The sequence below is a fragment of the Daejeonella sp. genome (assembly GCF_037719425.1).
GTDB lineage: Bacteria > Bacteroidota > Bacteroidia > Sphingobacteriales > Sphingobacteriaceae > Daejeonella.
On sequence record NZ_JBBJNI010000076.1, the window covers coordinates 1 to 18,919 of the forward strand.

Genomic DNA, 18,919 nt, shown 5'->3' on the forward strand with positions numbered 1-18,919 from the left:
GCCGGCTTGAATACTATGATGCGAAGCTTCTAACAACCATAGTGCTGCGTTCATCTGAGATCCTTAAAACCGCAATCTCAGATGAAGGTGCTTTCGAAATTGCAAGACGAAGCCGCGGCACACCGCGGATAGCTAACGCGTTATTACGAAGAACACGGGATTTTGCCCAAATCAAGGGTAATGGTAGCATAGATACAGAGATTGCAAAATATGCGCTTAACGCACTTAACGTGGACGAGCATGGACTGGATGAGATGGATAATAAGATCCTTGTCACGATAATTGATAAATTTAAAGGCGGGCCTGTAGGTTTAAAAACCATAGCTACGGCTGTAGGTGAAGAAGAAGGGACTATAGAAGAAGTTTACGAACCTTTCCTGATCCAGGAGGGTTACATTATGCGCACTTCCCGGGGACGTGAATGTACGGAAATCGCCTACAAACACCTTGGCAGAATCAAGTCAGGTGGGAATACTTTATTTTAACGCCCTATATTAGAAAATTTGGAAATTAGATAATTAGCAAATGGCCTTCAAGAGTTTCATCTTGAAGGCCATTGATATTATTGCTCATTTGCTGATTTACTCATTTGCTAATTTCCTAATTAGTATAGCGTAAACTCTACCCTTCTGTTATTCTGGCGACCAGAAGCAGTATTGTTGGTAGATATTGGCTGGCTCTCACCGTATCCGGTTGCTTCAATCCTTGATGGATTAGCTCCCTGGCTTACCAGATATGATTTAACTGATTCTGCACGGTCTTTAGATAATTTCAAGTTAGCCGCATCACTTCCTACATTATCTGTATGACCTGCTAGTTTAAGACTGAAATCCTTAGATTTTAGAAGATCTGCAACCCTGTTTAAGCTTGGAAATGAAGACGGGCGAATGGTTGCTTTTCCAAAGTCAAACTCCAGGTTTTTAATTGCTTCAGCTACTACTCTCCTGTCTTCTTCTGTCACTATAACTCGTACCGGGTTAACTGTTGTGTTTGTTACCTGGATAGGGCAACCTGCGCCATCAACCTGAGTTCCGGTTGGTGTATTAGGACATTTATCAAAATAATCAGACACACCGTCACCATCAGAGTCCATTTTAAAACGCGCCCAATCCGTGGCCATTTGAGCTAACTGTGCTGCATTTCTCCCACGTTCGGCTGCAAGCTCGGCTTGAAGGGCTGCATTACGCGCAATATAGTCAGCCTCTAAAGCTGCAACCGGGTTATACCTTGACAGCGCAGGTTTAGATTTTCCACCCAGAAGAAACTCGAGGCCTATGTGGGAGTAAGAGAATTTGTCGGTTTGCGGACCGGAATGATAACCGTCAAGATTATCGCCATCCACAAAGTTCATTTGATAACCCAGATCGAGCATCAGATTATTAGAGATACCGAACTTTAGGCCTGCACCTACAGGAATGAATGATTCGTAAACCGTTTCGGGATTGAAACGGGTTGTTGCAGTAGCACTCGTAACATCCACATCATAGCCCATTAAACCATAACCCGCTGTTAAATAAGGCTGGATAACATTGATTCTGTTCATCCAATATATATTTGCCAGGCTCCAATACGCATTTAAGCTTCCTGAATATTTAACCAGGGTTTCGTAACTCGTATAAGGACTTTTTAGTGCTGTACCGTTTCCAAGAAGCCTGGAATTATCCGCCTTTAGCTTACCTCCAAGAAAACTCGCCTGGATCCCAACTGCCGGCCATATTTGCTTCTTAATGTATGCTCCATAACCAAGATCAGCCTTCCAGCTGGTAAAATCATTTTTACCAGCAAGAACAGTTGGAGCAAGAACGCCTGCATTGATTCCAAATGACCAGGTACTGAAGGATGAAGATGGCGAGAATACCGGCGGAACCGCTACCGGGCTTACCGTGGTTTCCTGAGCAAAGGTTTCTGATGATACGATCAGCCCTAACGCAAGTGCTGAAAGTTTTAGAAATTTTGAATTCATAGTCTAAAAGTTTGTTTGCCACGTATAACAAAAGTTATACCACAAGCAAATTTAGGTGCCAAAATTAAAATAAATTTAACCTTCCGTTAAGGATTTCACTGCAAATTAGTCTCACGCTCCCATCGTTATTTTTATATTTACAGATCAGATGATTAGCAAAAGAGAATATACTCAATTCATTAAGAGTGAGGCCCAAAGACTGGGTTTCCTTTCTTGCGGTATATCTAAAGCTGAGTTTTTAGAGAAAGAAGCCCCTCGTCTGGAGGACTGGCTAAAAAATGGTTCGCACGGCGAAATGAGCTATATGGAAAACCATTTTGATAAGCGCCTCGATCCTACTAAGCTTGTCGATGGGGCCAAATCTGTGATTTCCCTGTCTTTAAACTATTATACAGACCAGGTGCAGACAGATCCGAATGCACCGAAAATAAGCCGCTATGCTTTTGGCGAAGATTATCATTCAGTCACCAAAAATAAGCTCAGGCAGCTGATTGAAACCATTCACGAGAACATCGGAGAGGTGAATGGCCGTGCCTTTGTTGACTCGGCCCCTGTGCTGGATAAGGCCTGGGCGAGTAAATCAGGACTCGGCTGGATCGGAAAGAACTCGAACCTTATCAGCAAAAAGAGTGGCTCGTTCTTTTTCCTTGCTGAACTGATCACTGACCTCGAGCTGGAATATGATATTGCTCCAACAGAAGACCATTGCGGTACTTGCACAAGATGCATTGACGCGTGCCCAACGGAAGCCATAGTAGCACCGTATGTTGTGGATGGCAGCAAATGCATCTCCTATCTCACAATCGAATTGAAAAGCGAACTTCCTGCCGAATTTAAGGGCAAAATGGATAACTGGATGTTTGGTTGTGATATTTGCCAGGATGTCTGCCCCTGGAATAAATTCTCGGTGTTGCACACCGAACCCTCTTTCAACGCCAATCAGAACCTGCTTGGAATCAAATCCGCAGATTGGCAGGAGATAACTCAGGACACATTCAGCAGAATTTTTAAAAACTCAGCCGTAAAACGCACCAAGTTTAGCGGGTTGAAAAGGAATATTGACTTCTTACGAAGTTGAGTTGTACGTGATACGTTCTACGTTTTACGTCTTCTCCAACGTACCTAGCGATAGGAAGCCAACTTACTTCCGCAACTTTTCACCCAGAGGTTGTGGCCTTTGCAAACGTATAACGTACAACGTATAACGCTCTTTGGTCGTTTGCAACGTATTACGTAAAACGTATTACGTACAACTTTCCCGTTCGTCACATTTTTTCCCCATCCTGTCACATTTATTGGCAGCAGCGTTCCAGTCGCGGTAATATTGCTTCATAATTCAGGAAGTATTTATAATCGCTAACCTTTCATATAAGTTTGGTAAATTAAAATCTACGATCAAGAAGAATTCACGGGGTATCAAGAACGACGATGTTTCGAATAGTGCTCAATAAGACCAATAGACTATAACTACTCAATATGAAGAATTTCATAAAAAACCCTTCTGATATTAACAGAATTGAATACTGGGCTGCTACGACCATGTTCGTATTCTCCATATTCTTCCTTGTATCAGGATCAGTGAATATACACGAATGGAGATATAACAAAGACAGTTTCACCGAAGCCCAACAGCAATACACCTATTTCAACAATTACTTCCTGCCTTCCCTGGTTAGGTATATAACCTTTTATGGAAGTTATTTGCTGCTTTCTTTCTTTATCGTTCCACCGTTAAGCAGGCGAGAAAATATCACACTAAATATCCTTTTCACCTTAGTAATTTTCTATATAATTAGTGTTGTTCTGGCTGTGACTGACACCTGGCTACAGGGCTATTTTTTTAATTCATATACTGAAGATCAGCTCTATGCTAAGCTATTTCAGGAGAGCGCCATCTTTTCATTCTGGTTATTGATGATGTTCGCTTTATACAACTTCATTAAACATATTGCAGTTTACCTCCTGGGAAACTCAGATCTGATACAATCAAAGTATAGAGTAATTACCAGAGATGGCATTTATGCTTTTATAATTTGGATGATTGGCTTATTCTTGCTTTTAATCAGCCAGGTAGGGTCCGATGTAGTACTGGCCTTCGCTTCCTGTCCTCTTGCAGGTATATTTTTATACTGCTATGCCATGTATGCAATACTGCCACAACTAAGGGGTACTGCAAAGCCATTCAGAGTTTTCATGAAGAACTTCTTCTGGGTAACCTTGTTAAGTTCGTTGCCCATCCTGGCAATATTGCTTGTTCTGCTTACGAGTCACAATAAGGAAATTGCAATAATCACTGCTCTATTTAATATTGGATTTCAGTTATTATTTACCGCTCCCCTGGCCTGGTATGTTTACAAGCATCGGATTAGTGTCGATTATGAGATAAAAGGACTTCAAACTGCGCTTGGACGTTCCACTGCAGATCTAAACTTTTTACGCTCACAGATCAATCCACATTTTCTTTTCAACATTCTAAACACCCTGTATGGTACTTCGTTACAGGAAAAGGCAGAAAGGACTTCTGAGGGTATCCAGAAGCTTGGAGATATGATGCGTTTTATGCTGCATGAAAACCTGCAGGAAAAGATCTCTTTGAACAGGGAGATCGAATATCTGAATAACTATATCGCTTTACAATCGCTGCGCACGCAATCATCTCCGGATATCACTATCAGCACGGAAATTGAGGACCACGTTGGTGTGCTGCAAATTGCGCCAATGCTGCTTATTCCTTTTGTGGAAAATGCTTTTAAACATGGCATAAGCCTTAAGGAAAAATCCACTATCAGGGTCAGCCTTGTGACTAAGGACAAAACGCTGTACTTTGATATCTCTAACAGTATGCATGATAAGCCGGCCAACGATCCCGAAAAGGATAATAACGGTATAGGACTGTCAAACGTGCAGCAGAGGTTACGGTTAATGTACCCTACCCGTCATGAATTATCTATCAGAGAAAGCGGTAAAGAATTTTTCGTACACTTAACCATTCAGCTGGACTAATGCGATGAAGAAAGTACTGTTAGTGTTATTTCTGTGTGTTGTGATCAATTCCAGCAAAAAAGTATTGAACGCAGGACAGATCCTAATTTCTGAACTATCAAACTTTGAACTGGCCTTTACAACACCGGAAAATCCGTTTCGTTTAAATAGCCAAACAGTGTTTAATATCTTACTTTTACAGAATGAATGCCATTGCCCTTGACGATGAACCTTTAGCACTTGAAGTAGTGCGCAGTCACGCCTCAAAAGTGCCATTTTTAAATTTGAAGGCAGAATTTACCGATGCCTTTCAGGCGATGGAGTATCTGCAAAAAGAAAGTATTGACCTTATATTTCTGGATATTAAGATGCCGGATATTTCCGGGATTGATTTCCTGAACAGTCTCAATAAAAAGCCGATGGTAATTTTTACCACGGCCTATACAGAACATGCTGTGACCAGTTTTGAACTGGACGCTATAGACTATCTTCTCAAGCCTTTTTCGTTAAGTCGCTTTATTAAGGGATGTAATAAAGCGTACGAACTATTTCAACTGCGGAACAAGAGCGGCAAAGCCGATTACATCTTTTTAAAAACTGGCTACGAGCAGGAAAAAGTAAACTTCGCCGATATTCTATGGCTGGAAGCGGCTGGTAATTATGTCAATTTCGTTGTAAAAGGAAAAAGCCTCCTATCGCGCATGACGTTTGCCGAACTGGAAGCTATCTTACCTAAAAATAAGTTCATCAGAACGCACAGATCCTACATGGTTGCTGTAAGTAATATTGATCGGATAGAACGTCACCAGTTGCACATCCAGGGATCCACTATTCCAGTGAGCGAATCGTACATGCAGAATCTCGTCGGCCTGGATAAGAGGTAGCAATTACTGGAGTTTTAATTAATTTAGAGTATGAAATCCATACTCTTCTTTTTCCTAGCTATTAGCACAGCTGTTTCGTACGGTCAAAAACTAGAGTTGAAAAAGCGCTCAGCCAGCGCATTAAGCGGGTCTGAGTTTTCAAAAAGCATGAGAGATACTACTATTAGCCTGGCTGAAAGAGAGAGGATTATATTTGAAGAGATCCGATCGGGGAACGTTCCTGATTTCTACAGGAATCTAACGGAGATAAAGGATACCGCAGTCATAAATGGCAACTCGCATAGTATTCGGTATTTTGTACTTCCTGATTTTATAGCCATAGGATCCAACGAAGATTATTTTTATTGCCCGATGAAGCCACAGCTTGCGCAAAAGGTGGCTAACTTACTCAAATCCAGCCTTCCGACAAGGAAAATATCGGACAGGATCTATCAGAACGCCGCTGTTAAAATGGTGCCTGAGCCTATCCCTCCTTCTTCCCAAATGATCACAATCCTTGTGTTCGAGAAGCATAATACCCTTGTAAATACTCAGCGAAAGCTGTCAATCGAAGAGCATCCTTTAGGAAGCCTGGTTGCAGGAAACAAAAAAGATGTGATCATTTCCAATAAGATATACAACGACAAAGGAGTTTTGAGAGTGGTTATCTATGGCTGGCATAGACCGGACGGAAAGGCGATACAGCCTCTTTACAACGGCCACAGCACGATCCACGTGGATTATAGCCACGGCATCCGCATGGTGCAAAATAAGGTTTGGGTAGATGGGAAAAGGACTTCGGTAAAAAACGTTCTAGCTTCGGAGTCTTTAAATACGCTTCTGAGTGATGAAGGAATGATTAGTTCAGCGGTATATCCTCTGGAGTGACTAAAGTGGGCAGTGAAAATTAAAAATAGATAATTGATAACCTGTTATTAGTTAATTAGGGCATTTAAATACTGTCGGCCGTCAACTCAAGAATTATTCCCAAACTTCATCTTCAACTGCTGCAGCATATCGCTATCGACTGGCTTAGCATCCTCGGCTTTTTTAGGCGCGGCTTGAGTGGCTTGTTCTGGCTTGGCTTCATTTTGCTTTGCTAAACGCAAGGCGTCTTTTTTTGCATTCCATCTTTTCCAGATCTTTTCGAGGCAGCGTTTGGTGTAAAGCGGAAAATCCCCATTTTGCATCCAGTTATAGTAGCTAGGCTCGGCCTGGAACACGTCTTCAACTGACCTTCCTTTATGTTTGCCGAAATTGATTAATTCAACGCCTTCATCATTATAAATCATTCTGGCAGCAAAATCCACCGGTTTATTTAGGTTTGTGAATTTGTGAAGAGCTTCAATATTATTTTGGACCGGCTTGGTAATCACGCCCTTTTTATCTTCCCAATCCTGGTTTTCATATTTACCGATCTGGGCAAGGAGAACTTCATATGTAGCTTTGATATCAGCTTCGGCTGAGTGTGCATTTTCAATTACTTTCCCGCAGTAGAATTGGTAAGCCGCTCGTAAAGTACGCTGTTCCATCTGATGGAATATATTCTGGACATCTACGAAATGCCTGTTATCGATATCGAAATTTATTCCGGCCCTAAGGAACTCTTCCATAAGAACGGGAATATCAAATTTATTAGAGTTATAGCCTGCAAGGTCGCAATCATCAAGAAAACGGGCAAGCTCCTCTCCCGCCTGTTTAAAAGTTAGCTCACGGTTAACATCTTCATCATATATACCATGTATCAACGAGGATTCCAGAGGTATAGCAATACCCGGATTGATCCGCATAGTTTTCACTTGTTCTGTACCGTCAGGCATTGCTTTAAGGATAGATATTTCGACTATCCTGTCGGATGCAACATTAACACCTGTAGTCTCAAGATCAAAGAATGCAAGCGGGCGTTTTAAATTTAGTTTCATCTGTTTATATTATTGTTTTTTAACGGCCAGATGGAGCTTACCATCAGAAAAATCAACATGATGTTTCTGATGGACGGTTCATAGCGTATATTGAGCAAACATCGCAAAATCATTTATAATACGCGGAAATTAGCTTTATATTTTTTATTAAAGGGCGATCAGCCAAAAATGAAAATGCCCAGAGTGATCCCTATGATCATGATCAAATAAAGTAGTATCTCTGTTGTTGCGAACCGCTTGTATTTAGTCCAGAATGAATAATCACCGTGACGTTGGCGCATAATTAACTATAAGGTTCAAATTTACTATTTAACGGCAGTAGGCAGATGATTTAATCAGTCTTTTATACTACCGGCCCTCGAAAAATACTTGTAATACCACGGATCTTTAAGATCGCTGATGATAACGCCTTTGGAAGTTGAGGCGTGCACGAACTTATTATTATGCAGGTAAACTCCAACATGGCTAAATTTCTGTCCCTGGAAATCAAAAAATACAAGGTCACCTTCTTCGAGATCGTCTTCATATTTCCTCTTAACCGACTCCGCCATGGACTTTGCAGTTCTTGGAACCGCGCGGTTAAAGATCTCTTTTTCAAGGATGGTCGTAAAACCAGAACAATCCACCCCTTTCTTATCCATTCCACCACTGCGGTGTGGCACTCCCATCCAACTGTCTATAAAACGATACAGTTTTTCGTTGCCCAGCTCTTTCTCTCTTACATCTAATAACGAAGCATATCGCTCAGTAAGGCTCCCGGAGGTTACAGAACGGCTTTTAGATGCGTCTGTAAGGATCTTTTTGCTTTTACAGGATGAGTAAAGCAATGTCGCAAGTACTAAAAATATAAAAAGCGTTTTATTCCTCAGGTTAAAGATCATGCGTCTAAGGTCAATCTAAATGATCTTAGCTCAAACCGGATGTTATAAACATAGTGTGAATAAGTAAGTCAATTTCCGGGTGTTACAAGCGCCTCACTCCGTGTGAACAGCTAAAAGTGCGCATATCCTAAATACTCCAGATCCTCAACTGAGGTTGTAAGATTCAATTTGCCGTTAGCTAAAAGATATGTATGATCCGCTATATCAATCACATGCCTGAACATATGATCGGTAATCAAAAACCCTTTATTCGATTTCTCCTCTGTGATCAGCGCCTTCACCTGTTCAACCTGAACAGGGCTAAGATGACTGAATGGTTCATCAAGCATCACAAAAAGAGCTTTTGATGTTATTATCACATATAACTCTATGAGCCGCCTCTGTCCTCCTGATAAGTTTCCAAGCTGGGATTTAATCCCTGAGCCGAATGTCGGGAAGATCTTCTCAAAGCCTGTAACCTTTAACTTGAAATCATTAAAAACACGCTCTATTGTAAGAGAAGGTGGTATAAAGTTAAATTGGGGAACATACGCCAGCAGGTCTGATCGCCTATAAGGCTTGTTTATATACACCCCGTCGAAACGAACCGATTTTATATCTGGTCGAAGAGTGCCATAGATCGTTTGCATCAGGCACGTTTTACCCTGGCCATTCCTGCCTAGAAGGCCCGTAACCTTACCAGTCTCACACTTGATATAAATATCAGATAGTATTTTTCGATTTGAGAAACTTAGTTGTATGCCGTCTGCTTCAAGAATATGGGTCATCCTAAGGCGTAGATTAAATAGTTAACCAGGAGAAACAGGACCAGGTCGAAACCGAATGTTGATATCCACAAAGTATTTTTTGAAATCCCCAGATTCTGATAGTAGTAAAACTCCTTTTGCTTGTAATCATTGACAAAATAAAAGATAATTGCCATGACAGTGGCCTTAAACCAAAACATTAACGGGAAAAGTCTGAACTCGGTTTTTACAATAACTGCGATGCAGACTACGTTAATAATAAGACTTAAAAGCGCGAAGCTTTTATAAAAGGTAACCAGGGACCGGAGTATAATTCGCATGATAGGAGTTGCTTCTTCTAATATAGGAGTTGGTCGCAACATTGCAATACGGATAATATCTTGGCACCATTTTTCGTTATAGTATAAACGCAATAGCATATTAATGCTTTGCTTAAACAGAAGATTATGAAACGTATATTATTAGGATTTGCATTTGCTGCAATAGTTGCAGGATGCAACAATAAAGCAAATGAAGTAGCTAGTGCTAATGCAGTTCGGGATTCCATCAGGGTTGCTCACGAAACTGCGAGGCTTGACAGTTTTGAAAGAGCGGAAGAAGCTGAAAAAGCTACTGTAATAGCAGCAGCAGCCGTTGCAAAAGAAAGAGCTGCAACTAGATCAACAGCATCAAGGTCCTCAAGGTCATCAAGCTCATCAAATAGACAGGGTTACATTTCTGATAACGGCAGCGTGGTGTACACAACACCTCAGGAGGCTAAAAGAAGAGGATGGAGCTCAGCGGCAAAGGGTGCAGTTATTGGTGGAGTAGCGGGTGCTGCAACCGGAATTCTTGTTGATAAGAAAAATGGTCGTGGTGCAGCTATAGGTGGTGTTGTTGGTGCTGGTACCGGTTATGTAATCGGCCGCAGCAGAGACAGGAGAAGTGGAAGAGTCCAATAATAGGAACTCTCATGATATTAAAGCCCTCCGATTAGTCGGGGGGCTTTTTTATGGCGCATTTTTAATATTATCCGATAATTTGTGTTATTTACATCAAATAATTCCTATCAAATGAGATCCAATCGTAAAATCCTCCTTATCGTTCTATTCATCGTAATGGGTGCCGCGTTTTTTCTGCAAGCACAACAGGGTGCAAAACTTAAAAAGGAGACCTATAAAGCAAAAAAAGCGGCCTCAGTTCAAAGTGTTGCTTTAAAGGATGCATTTCCTGCGCTAAGCTTTAGCATGCCTATTGAATTCCTAAGCCCCAAAGATGGAACCAACCGTAACTTTGTTGTAGCGCAACGCGGGAAAATTCACGTTTTCGCAAATAGTCCGAATGTTAAGGAGTCCAAAGTTTTTTTGGATATAGAAAGTAAAGTTACAGCAGGCGGCGAGCGCGGCCTGCTTGGAATGGCATTTCATCCTGAATTTAAGAAGAACGGATATTTTTATTTGAACTATACGCGTAATACCTCGGGTCTTGAAACTGTAATTTCACGATTCACTGCAAGTAAGAATGATCCGAATATGGCGGATCCAGCTTCTGAGGTGATCCTCCTAACATTTAAACAGCCATACAATAACCACAACGGTGGGAAAGTTGCATTTGGTAACGACGGGTTTTTATATATCGGTGTTGGAGATGGTGGAAGCGGCGGCGATCCACAGAAAAACGGACAAAATAGAACAACTCTTCTGGGTAAGATCTTGCGAATCGATGTAAATAAAACCTCAGGGGGACTTAAGTATTCAATCCCGGCAGATAATCCATATAAGGGAAATACTCAGGGCTTCAAAGAGGAGATCTTTGCTTATGGGATCCGTAATCCCTGGAGATTTAGTTTTGACAAAACTACGGGAGACCTTTGGATGGGCGACGTCGGCCAAAACAAGATCGAAGAGATCGATATCGTTAAAAAAGGTGGAAATTATGGCTGGAATGTGATGGAGGCTGAGGATTGCTATGGATCGGGCAACTGTAATACGCAGGATTTAATCCTGCCTGTGTGGTCGTACCGCCAGGGACCTCAAACAGGTAATTCTGTGACGGGCGGACATGTTTATCGAGGCAAATCTCTAAAATCCCTTAAGGGAAAATATATCTATGGCGACTATGTTACCGGGAATATATGGGCGCTCACACCATCATCCGGAGGAAAGTACAGCAACGCCTTAGTAATTAAGCACAAAGGAATGATATCTTCTTTTGGTGAGGACGCTAACAATGAGCTGTACGTTTGTTCGTACGGCGATGGGAAGATATATAAACTGGAATAAGGGCTTAAAGCTTTAAGCTCGAAGCCTTAAGCCTTGATCACCCTCTGTATCTCATCCAGTTTCATTAATGCTTCGACAGGGGTTAATGTATTAACCTCGAGGTTATTCAGCATATCCCTGATCTTTACTAACACAGGATCGTCTATGGAAAACATTTGTAATTGGTAGGCTTGTTTCTGCACCTTTTTCATGCTTTCTTTAATATCCTCCCCCCCTGTCCTTTCCTGTTCCAGCCGTTTTAAGATCTCATTTGCCCGGCTCACAAGTTTCGCCGGCATTCCAGCCATTTTAGCTACGTGAATACCGAAACTGTGTTCACTTCCGCCAGGTACTAACTTTCGAAGGAAAATAACTTTATTGCCAACCTCCTTAACAGATACATTAAAATTCTTTATCCTGCTAAAGGAATTTGTTAATTCATTCAGCTCATGATAGTGAGTAGCAAAGAGTGTCTTAGCTTTTGCGATTGGGTGGGTATGCAGATACTCAGCGATCGACCACGCTATAGAAATTCCATCATAGGTACTGGTGCCGCGCCCGATCTCATCCATCAGAATCAGGCTTCGTTCCGATAGATTATTCAATATACTGGCAGTCTCATTCATTTCAACCATGAATGTCGACTCTCCTGATGTAATATTATCTGAGGCACCCACTCGTGTAAAGATCTTGTCTACCAAACCAATGCTGGCTTCTTTCGCGGGTACAAAGCAGCCCATCTGTGCCATCAGCACTATTAGGCCGGTTTGCCGCAGCAATGCCGATTTACCCGACATATTTGGCCCGGTGATGATAATGATCTGCTGATTTTCACTATCCAGAAACACATCATTTGTTATATATTCCTCCCCGGTGGGCAGGTTTTTTTCAATGACAGGGTGTCTTCCGCCTTTAATATCAATTACTTTACTTTCGTCGATTTCAGGCTTCACATAATAATTTTTAATAGCGAGGCCGGCAAAATTCAATAGCACGTCCAGTTGAGCAACAAGCTGCGCATTTAGCTGGATTGGTTTAATATATTCAGAGAGGGCAAACATAAGCTCACCATATAACCGGGCTTCCAGCACATGGATTTTTTCCTCGGCCCCTAAGATCTGCTCTTCATATTCCTTAAGTTCCGGAGTGATGTAGCGCTCGGCATTAACAAGAGTTTGCTTCCGGAGCCATTCAGGAGGAACCCTATCTTTATGAGTATGGGTGACCTCAAGATAATATCCAAATACGTTATTGAAAGCAACCTTTAGAGAAGGGATACCGGTTATTTCCGCTTCTCTCTTTTGGATCTCCAGCAGATAGCCCTTGCCGCCAAATGCGATTTTCCGCAGCCTGTCAAGCTCTTCGTCTACTCCATCAGCAATTACTCCTCCTTTAATCAGCATAACCGGCGGATCAGGATTAAGGTCTTTTTCTATTTTGTCACGAATTAGTGTGCAGTTGTTCAGTTGTTCTGCAATGGTTTTCAACGCATAGCTGTCGCTATTTTCGCAAAGAGTTTTAAGATTAGCAATCGCATACAAGGCTCTTTTAAGCTGCATAACTTCTCTTGGATTGGCCTTCATCAAGCCGATCTTCGATATAAGTCGTTCAAGGTCTCCTATTTGCTTCAACTCTTTCAATAGATTCTCCCTTAACTCCTCAGTGTTCACCAAATATTCAACCACATCCAGGCGCTCACGGATAGGCTTAAGCTCCTTTAGAGGCATTATTATCCAGCGACGAAGTAAGCGTGCTCCCATTGGCGAACAAGTCTTATCCAGCACGTCAACAAGGCTTACTGCATTCTCGTTAGTAGAACCAATTAGCTCCAGATTCCGGATGGTAAAGCGGTCGAGCCACATGTAGCGATCTTCTTCAATGCGGGATACAGATGATATATGCTGGAGATTTCGGTGCTCGGTTTCGTTAAGATAGTGTAGCGCAACACCCGCGGCGGTTATGGCAAGTGGAAATTTTTCTATTCCGAAGCCTTTAAGTGATTTTACCTCGAAATGCTTTAACAGGACATCTCCTGCATAATCGCCGCTATAAGCCCAGTCGTCAAGGTGATACGTGTAAAATCTGTCGCCAAACGTTTCGATAAAATCCCTTTGACGGCTTTTCTGGAATATAACCTCGCTGGGCTTGAAGCTCTGCAGTAATTTGTCGATATAAGCCGCATTACCCTGTGCTACCAGGAACTCTCCGGTAGAAATATCGATAAAAGCTATTCCAAATAAGTTTTTTTCAAAATATAGCGAAGCGAGGTAATTATTGGTGTTCTGTTGTATAATATTGTCACTATAGGATACACCAGGGGTTATTAGCTCCGTCACCCCTCTTTTAACTATAGTTTTTGTTGCTTTGGGATCTTCTAACTGGTCGCAAATTGCAACCCTCTGTCCTGCCCTGACTAATTTAGGCAGATAGATCTCAAGGGAATGATGTGGAAAGCCGGCAAGTTCTATGTGGGTTCCTGACCCATTTCCGCGCCTGGTTAAGACGATTCCAAGTATGCCGGATGCTGTAACAGCATCCGTACCGAATGTTTCATAAAAATCCCCCACCCGAAAAAGCAGCAATGCACCAGGATATTTTGCCTTGATCGCATTATACTGCAGCATTAAGGGGGTTTCTTTCTGTTCGTTCTTCTTAGACAAAGATTTAAAATTAGTCAGGGGATAAAGTTAATGGATTGCAGATGTTTTCTGAGATTTGTGGAAAAATGACCGGACGTTGGGAATTTTGAAGCGGCGAATGCCTTCGGCAAACGATTTTAACGGCACCATGCGCAGATTACCAGATGACACCGGCTATTATCCGGACTTACATTTTCCCGATCTCCAGTACAGCCCTTTTATACGATTCACCGATGGGAATACGATGTGTCCCTAATTCGATCCCGTTTCTGCCAATGGCGGTGACATGGGCGGTTCCCACCAAAAAGGAACGATGCACACGTTTGAAAAGATTCGCGGGTAGCAGATCGTTGAGGTATTTCATCGTCATGTGGGTAACGAACCTTTCATTAGCCGTGTTGATTATGACATAATCTTTTATAGACTGGGCGAAAATGATATCCTTATGCAGGATCTTGATCATCCGGCCGTTAACCTTAAAATACGCATAATCTTTTTTCGGTCCCTGTTCGATGTGCTGTTTCAGGTATTTTTCTACAGCAACCTTAAACCGATCACTGGTGACGGGCTTTAGCAAATAATCGACGGCATTAAGGTCGTAGCTTTCTGCGGCATGTTCGGGATAGGCGGTCACGAAAATAACAGCCGGCGGATCTTTTAAGGATTTGATAAAGCTGATTCCGGTTAGGCCAGGCATCTGAATGTCTAAAAAAATCAGGTCAGTTTCATGCTCATTGATGATCTCAAAAGCTTCCAAAGCATTCCTGCAAGCTTTGAGTAGCCTAAGTTCCGGATGTTCCCGGATATAATCCTGCAATACCTCCCGCGCCAGCGGCTCATCATCAACTATGATACATCGGGTCATATGAATTCAAAGTTAGGCTAAGCCGTATTTCGTAGCTATCCGGAGTTTCATCGACCTCCAGAGTGTGTTTTTCGGGATAAAGCATCTCCAGCCTTTTCCGGGCATTTTGAAGTCCGATGCCTTTCTGTGCATTGTTCATCCCGGCAGGTTTACTGTTTTTAAGTTCCATAGACAATTCGTTTTCAACCAGGCTGATAATGATGTGAACATATCCCATTCCTGTTTCCTGACGAATGCCGTGCTTGAACATGTTTTCGATAAAAGGAAGTATGAGTAAGGGTTCTATGAAAGCAGAATCAATAATGCCCTGCGTTTCTAAAGAAATATCAATGTTTTCTGAATGGTGCATTGCTTCTATTTCAATATAATTCTGTATGAAAGCGATCTCCTTTTTAAGCTCAACCGGTTTACCGGACGATTCGTAAAGAATGTACCGCATCATATCGGCATGCTTTGCGACCAAAGGTGCAGCTTTTTCGGATCGCTGCAGTGTCAGAGCATAGATGTTATTGAGGGTATTAAAAAAGAAATGCGGCTGCATTTGCACCTTCAGGTAATTGAGCTCAGTTTGGATCTGCATTTTCTGCAATTCACTGATCTTTTTGTCTTGCCGGGCAGAGCGAATGAAATAGGCCAGGGACGATAGTACCAGCAAATCACGCAGTTCAAAAATGGTGATTATATGGTGAAAAACGCTGTTATTGCTATAATATATCTTTGCGCGGGCCACCATCTGGACCGGGAGAAATGATGAGTTAGAAACAACCCAGTAGACACCGATCCTGTAAGCGTTGTGCAGCACGAGGTAAACCAGCAGCAGGCCTGCAAATTCCAGATACTTCTTCCTGAACAGGAAACTCTGAATAACGAATTTGTAGCAGATCCAGGGCGGGATCATTGAAGTAAGCCCATAGGTCAGGCGCTCGGGAATATCATCGAACTGGGAAGCCGCGGGCGATTCGTAAATGTAGTATTCAATGCTTGAAAGCATCGGGAAGAGCACAAAATAGATCACGAAGAATGCGGCCTCAAGCCGGTGATATTTATCCTCAAAGTAATAGTCTAACCTCTTCACGACCTGAAATTAGGCAATATTTTTAATCCTCGTTAGAACTGCGCCCTAGGTAAAGCTACATTTTAGACCAATCCCCCTATTTCTTCGACAGAACCGTTTCGTCTAATTATGTCGAAGCCCGGTCTAATAAATAGCTTAAATCCTATTCAGCACAATAAGTTTGCCTTAATAAATGACAACAGCATCATGAAAGCTCTACGGACAACTTCTCTATTTTTACTCTTTTATTGCAGTGCGTACTCCCAGGATATCAGCCCGGCAGCATTAATTAAACAAATACAACAAGCTCAGTCGGCTCTAAAAACGGCGACGTATACCATGGATCGAGTCGATACTCTAGTTTCAGGCGATCCGCGGAGGATGACGGGTAAGGTGATTGTCCAAACTGACCCCGCCGATACTTTGCTGGGCTTTCGCTTCCGGGCAAAAAAAGACAATGAGAAAGTCGAAAAGATCTACGACGGCCATATCGGTTATGAAAGCAATCCAGACACCAAAACATATATATTAATGAATACCAATTTCGGTTTGCATAACCTGCTTTCGGGGGGTGGCGGTCATTTGGTTATGCCCGACCTTGTAAAACTGGATACTTCGAGGGCTTCCGGGTTGATAGTCAGGGAGGACCATGACCATTATTACCTGACGATCAATTATCCCGATCTGACAGAATATGATGTCTCCAAACGCAGGAAGATTGTAACCATCAGCAAACAGACTATGCTGCCTGTAGCTGTAAGGCGCCATCAGGAAACCCTTGGTAAGGTGCAAGACCTGTACTTTGAGGCAAAGAACCTCCAGATCAATGTTCCCGTATTTTATCCCTTTACCTCTCCGCCATTCCTGAAGGAATATACGCATTTTGTTCCTGTGACACGCAGGGATTCCCGGATGGATCTGGCAAATAAACCTATTCCCCCATTCGAGCTTGAATCCTTTGATGGTAAAAAGATTTCCTCAGCAGATTTTAAAGGAAAGGCGGTACTGCTCGATTTTTGGGAGATATGGTGCGGCCCCTGCATAGAATCGATGCCGAAGATTCAACAGCTTTATGAGAAATATAAAGATAAGGGCCTGACTGTCTACGGGATCACAAACGATTTAAAGCAGCTACCATCAGCCCGGCTATATGCGAAAAACAAAAACATTCCCTTTGCAACATTAATAGGCAACGAGCAAATAAAAAAGGACTACAAACTAAGTAGTGTACCTTTCTATATTTTGATAAATAAAGAAGGAATTGCCTCAATGGTAATGCCGGCATATCCGCCGAATTTGGAAGAAGAGATTTTGAGAGCTTTAAAATAAATTAGCAAGACTGATTCGGCATCTATCCGGCTCATGCAGGTACCAGACAGGTATCTGGCAGAAAAACGACTGATCCCTGTCCCCTTTAATATTCTATTTGTTAAAAAATGTGAAATAATTTTTTTTATACGAAACTATTCGTATTTTTGTATACGAAAGAATTCGTATTTAACATGAAAGTGAAGCCGACAAACAGTGAATTAGAGATATTACAGATCATCTGGAAGCAGGGATCAGTAACCGTGAGGGAAGTAAATGAGGAGCTATCGAAAGTCAAAGGCCTTGACATCGGGTATACCACTACCCTTAAGCTGATGCAGATCATGAATGAAAAAGGCCTTTTGGAAAGGGAAACAAATAGTCGTACGCATGTTTACAAAGCCCTTGTTTCACAGTACAAAACAAGTCAGAATATGCTCGACTCATTAATAGATAACGTTTTTAATGGTTCAGCCGCACAATTGGTAATGCAGGCTTTGAGCAATAAAAAATCTTCTAAGAAAGAGATTGAAATGATCAAGAAGTATTTGGATGAATTAGATAAAAAGTAAGGAAATGGAGCAAAATATCTTTTTTTCGGCTTTGAGCACATCTTTATTAACCTCTATTGGCCAGGGATTTATAGTATATGCTTTTGTTAAGATCCTGCTGTGGTCAGCCCCCGCTATGAGTGCGGAAAATCGCTTTAAGTTTTTATATAGTGCGATGCTACTGATCTTAGCAGGTTTCATCACTTCTCTGGTGCGCAGCTATTCCACGGAAGCCGCAAGCGCTGAGATTTTAGCTACCAACATTTCAGACATTTCACCATATCCAGGCCATCAAACCATTGAAGTGACTTTTTATCAAAGCACCAATTACGCTAAATGGATAGCAGGCTTATACTTTACAGGAATATTCATTCAGGGAAGCATCATTTTGGCCGGGCTTTATCATCTGCAGGTATTTCGGAAAAAAAGCAAACTGTGGTCTGACAAAATTTGGGAAGAGAGACTGCAAGTTCTCTGTAAAAAATTAAATATAAATAAGAGTGTTAAGCTTCATCTTGCCGAGAGGGTTTTTAGCCCCTTTACCGCTGGCTTTATTAAGCCGATGATCATTTTCCCGATAGCCATGCTGAATCGTCTAAGTCCGGAACAGGTTGAAGCTATCCTTCTCCACGAGCTTGGGCATATCAAAAGAAACGACTATATCCTTAATATCCTTCATAAGATAATAGAAACTATATTATTCTTTAATCCATTTATGTGGCTCTTATCAAGAGCTATCAGACGGGAACGGGAATTCGCATGTGATGATCTGGTTATGGAATATACAAAGGATACTAACCAGTATGCACGCGCACTTCTCCACATTGCAGAAAGTAATTTAAAAAATTATTCCTTCGGAATTGCTGCCTCTGGCGAAATAAATTCAACCTCTTTACACGCATTAA

Annotated in this window: 17 protein-coding genes; 10 read left to right on the plus strand and 7 right to left on the minus strand. The window is 41.9% G+C overall.

Going from position 1 to position 18,919, the window contains the following annotated elements:
• Positions 1-485: Holliday junction DNA helicase RuvB C-terminal domain-containing protein (locus WKF69_RS11215; protein ID WP_340381947.1), on the plus strand; the 485-nt coding region annotated here is incomplete at its 5' end.
• Positions 486-604: 119 nt separating this feature from the next.
• On the opposite strand, the gene WKF69_RS11220 is transcribed toward WKF69_RS11215, so the two are convergent.
• On the minus strand, positions 605-1,963 hold the full coding sequence (locus tag WKF69_RS11220; protein WP_340381948.1) for an OmpA family protein: 1,359 nt from the start codon (positions 1,961-1,963) through the stop codon (positions 605-607).
• Between the two features lie 148 nt (positions 1,964-2,111).
• Between WKF69_RS11220 and queG the strand changes: the two genes are divergently transcribed.
• From queG to WKF69_RS11240, 4 genes are all read left to right on the plus strand, one after another.
• A complete protein-coding gene (gene queG, locus WKF69_RS11225; protein ID WP_340381949.1) occupies positions 2,112-3,041 on the plus strand; it encodes a tRNA epoxyqueuosine(34) reductase QueG in 930 nt (309 codons plus the stop codon).
• A gap of 398 nt (positions 3,042-3,439) precedes the next feature.
• Complete coding sequence (locus WKF69_RS11230) at positions 3,440-4,966, plus strand: histidine kinase (protein WP_340381950.1); 1,527 nt, start codon at positions 3,440-3,442, stop codon at positions 4,964-4,966.
• Positions 4,967-5,148: 182 nt separating this feature from the next.
• Positions 5,149-5,829: a LytTR family DNA-binding domain-containing protein gene (locus WKF69_RS11235; protein WP_340381952.1), complete on the plus strand. Its 681-nt coding sequence runs from the start codon at positions 5,149-5,151 to the stop codon at positions 5,827-5,829.
• Between the two features lie 30 nt (positions 5,830-5,859).
• On the plus strand, positions 5,860-6,696 hold the full coding sequence (locus tag WKF69_RS11240; RefSeq protein ID WP_340381954.1) for a hypothetical protein: 837 nt from the start codon (positions 5,860-5,862) through the stop codon (positions 6,694-6,696).
• A gap of 86 nt (positions 6,697-6,782) precedes the next feature.
• Here the strand turns inward: WKF69_RS11240 and WKF69_RS11245 are convergent, their stop codons facing one another.
• From WKF69_RS11245 to WKF69_RS11255, 3 genes are all read right to left on the minus strand, one after another.
• A complete protein-coding gene (locus WKF69_RS11245; RefSeq protein ID WP_340381956.1) occupies positions 6,783-7,730 on the minus strand; it encodes an exonuclease domain-containing protein in 948 nt (315 codons plus the stop codon).
• Between the two features lie 335 nt (positions 7,731-8,065).
• Complete coding sequence (locus WKF69_RS11250; protein WP_340381958.1) at positions 8,066-8,611, minus strand: NlpC/P60 family protein; 546 nt, start codon at positions 8,609-8,611, stop codon at positions 8,066-8,068.
• Between the two features lie 110 nt (positions 8,612-8,721).
• On the minus strand, positions 8,722-9,378 hold the full coding sequence (locus WKF69_RS11255) for an ATP-binding cassette domain-containing protein (RefSeq protein WP_340381960.1): 657 nt from the start codon (positions 9,376-9,378) through the stop codon (positions 8,722-8,724).
• Positions 9,379-9,803: 425 nt separating this feature from the next.
• On the opposite strand from WKF69_RS11255, the gene WKF69_RS11260 reads away from it, so the two are divergent.
• A complete protein-coding gene (locus tag WKF69_RS11260) occupies positions 9,804-10,298 on the plus strand; it encodes a YMGG-like glycine zipper-containing protein (RefSeq protein WP_340381962.1) in 495 nt (164 codons plus the stop codon).
• Between the two features lie 111 nt (positions 10,299-10,409).
• A complete protein-coding gene (locus tag WKF69_RS11265) occupies positions 10,410-11,618 on the plus strand; it encodes a PQQ-dependent sugar dehydrogenase (RefSeq protein ID WP_340381964.1) in 1,209 nt (402 codons plus the stop codon).
• A 26-nt stretch (positions 11,619-11,644) separates the two neighbouring features.
• Here the strand turns inward: WKF69_RS11265 and mutS are convergent, their stop codons facing one another.
• The 3 genes from mutS to WKF69_RS11280 all read right to left on the minus strand — a co-directional run bounded on the left by mutS (position 11,645) and on the right by WKF69_RS11280 (position 16,176).
• Positions 11,645-14,221 carry a DNA mismatch repair protein MutS gene (gene mutS, locus WKF69_RS11270; protein WP_340381975.1) on the minus strand — a complete coding sequence of 859 codons (2,577 nt, stop codon included), beginning with the start codon at positions 14,219-14,221 and terminating at the stop codon, positions 11,645-11,647.
• 202 nt (positions 14,222-14,423) lie between these two features.
• Complete coding sequence (locus tag WKF69_RS11275; protein WP_340381965.1) at positions 14,424-15,101, minus strand: response regulator transcription factor; 678 nt, start codon at positions 15,099-15,101, stop codon at positions 14,424-14,426.
• Positions 15,079-16,176 carry a histidine kinase gene (locus WKF69_RS11280; protein WP_340381967.1) on the minus strand — a complete coding sequence of 366 codons (1,098 nt, stop codon included), beginning with the start codon at positions 16,174-16,176 and terminating at the stop codon, positions 15,079-15,081. Before WKF69_RS11280 ends, WKF69_RS11275 begins: the two co-directional genes overlap by 23 nt.
• A gap of 186 nt (positions 16,177-16,362) precedes the next feature.
• On the opposite strand from WKF69_RS11280, the gene WKF69_RS11285 reads away from it, so the two are divergent.
• From WKF69_RS11285 to WKF69_RS11295, 3 genes are all read left to right on the plus strand, one after another.
• Positions 16,363-17,484, plus strand: a complete 1,122-nt coding sequence (locus tag WKF69_RS11285) for a TlpA disulfide reductase family protein (protein WP_340381969.1) — start codon at positions 16,363-16,365, stop codon at positions 17,482-17,484.
• Positions 17,485-17,657: 173 nt separating this feature from the next.
• The gene (locus WKF69_RS11290) at positions 17,658-18,035 is read left to right on the plus strand and encodes a BlaI/MecI/CopY family transcriptional regulator (RefSeq protein ID WP_340381971.1); all 378 of its coding nucleotides are present in this window, start codon (positions 17,658-17,660) and stop codon (positions 18,033-18,035) included.
• A 4-nt stretch (positions 18,036-18,039) separates the two neighbouring features.
• The coding region (locus WKF69_RS11295; RefSeq protein WP_340381973.1) for a M56 family metallopeptidase at positions 18,040-18,919 on the plus strand (880 nt) is incomplete at its 3' end.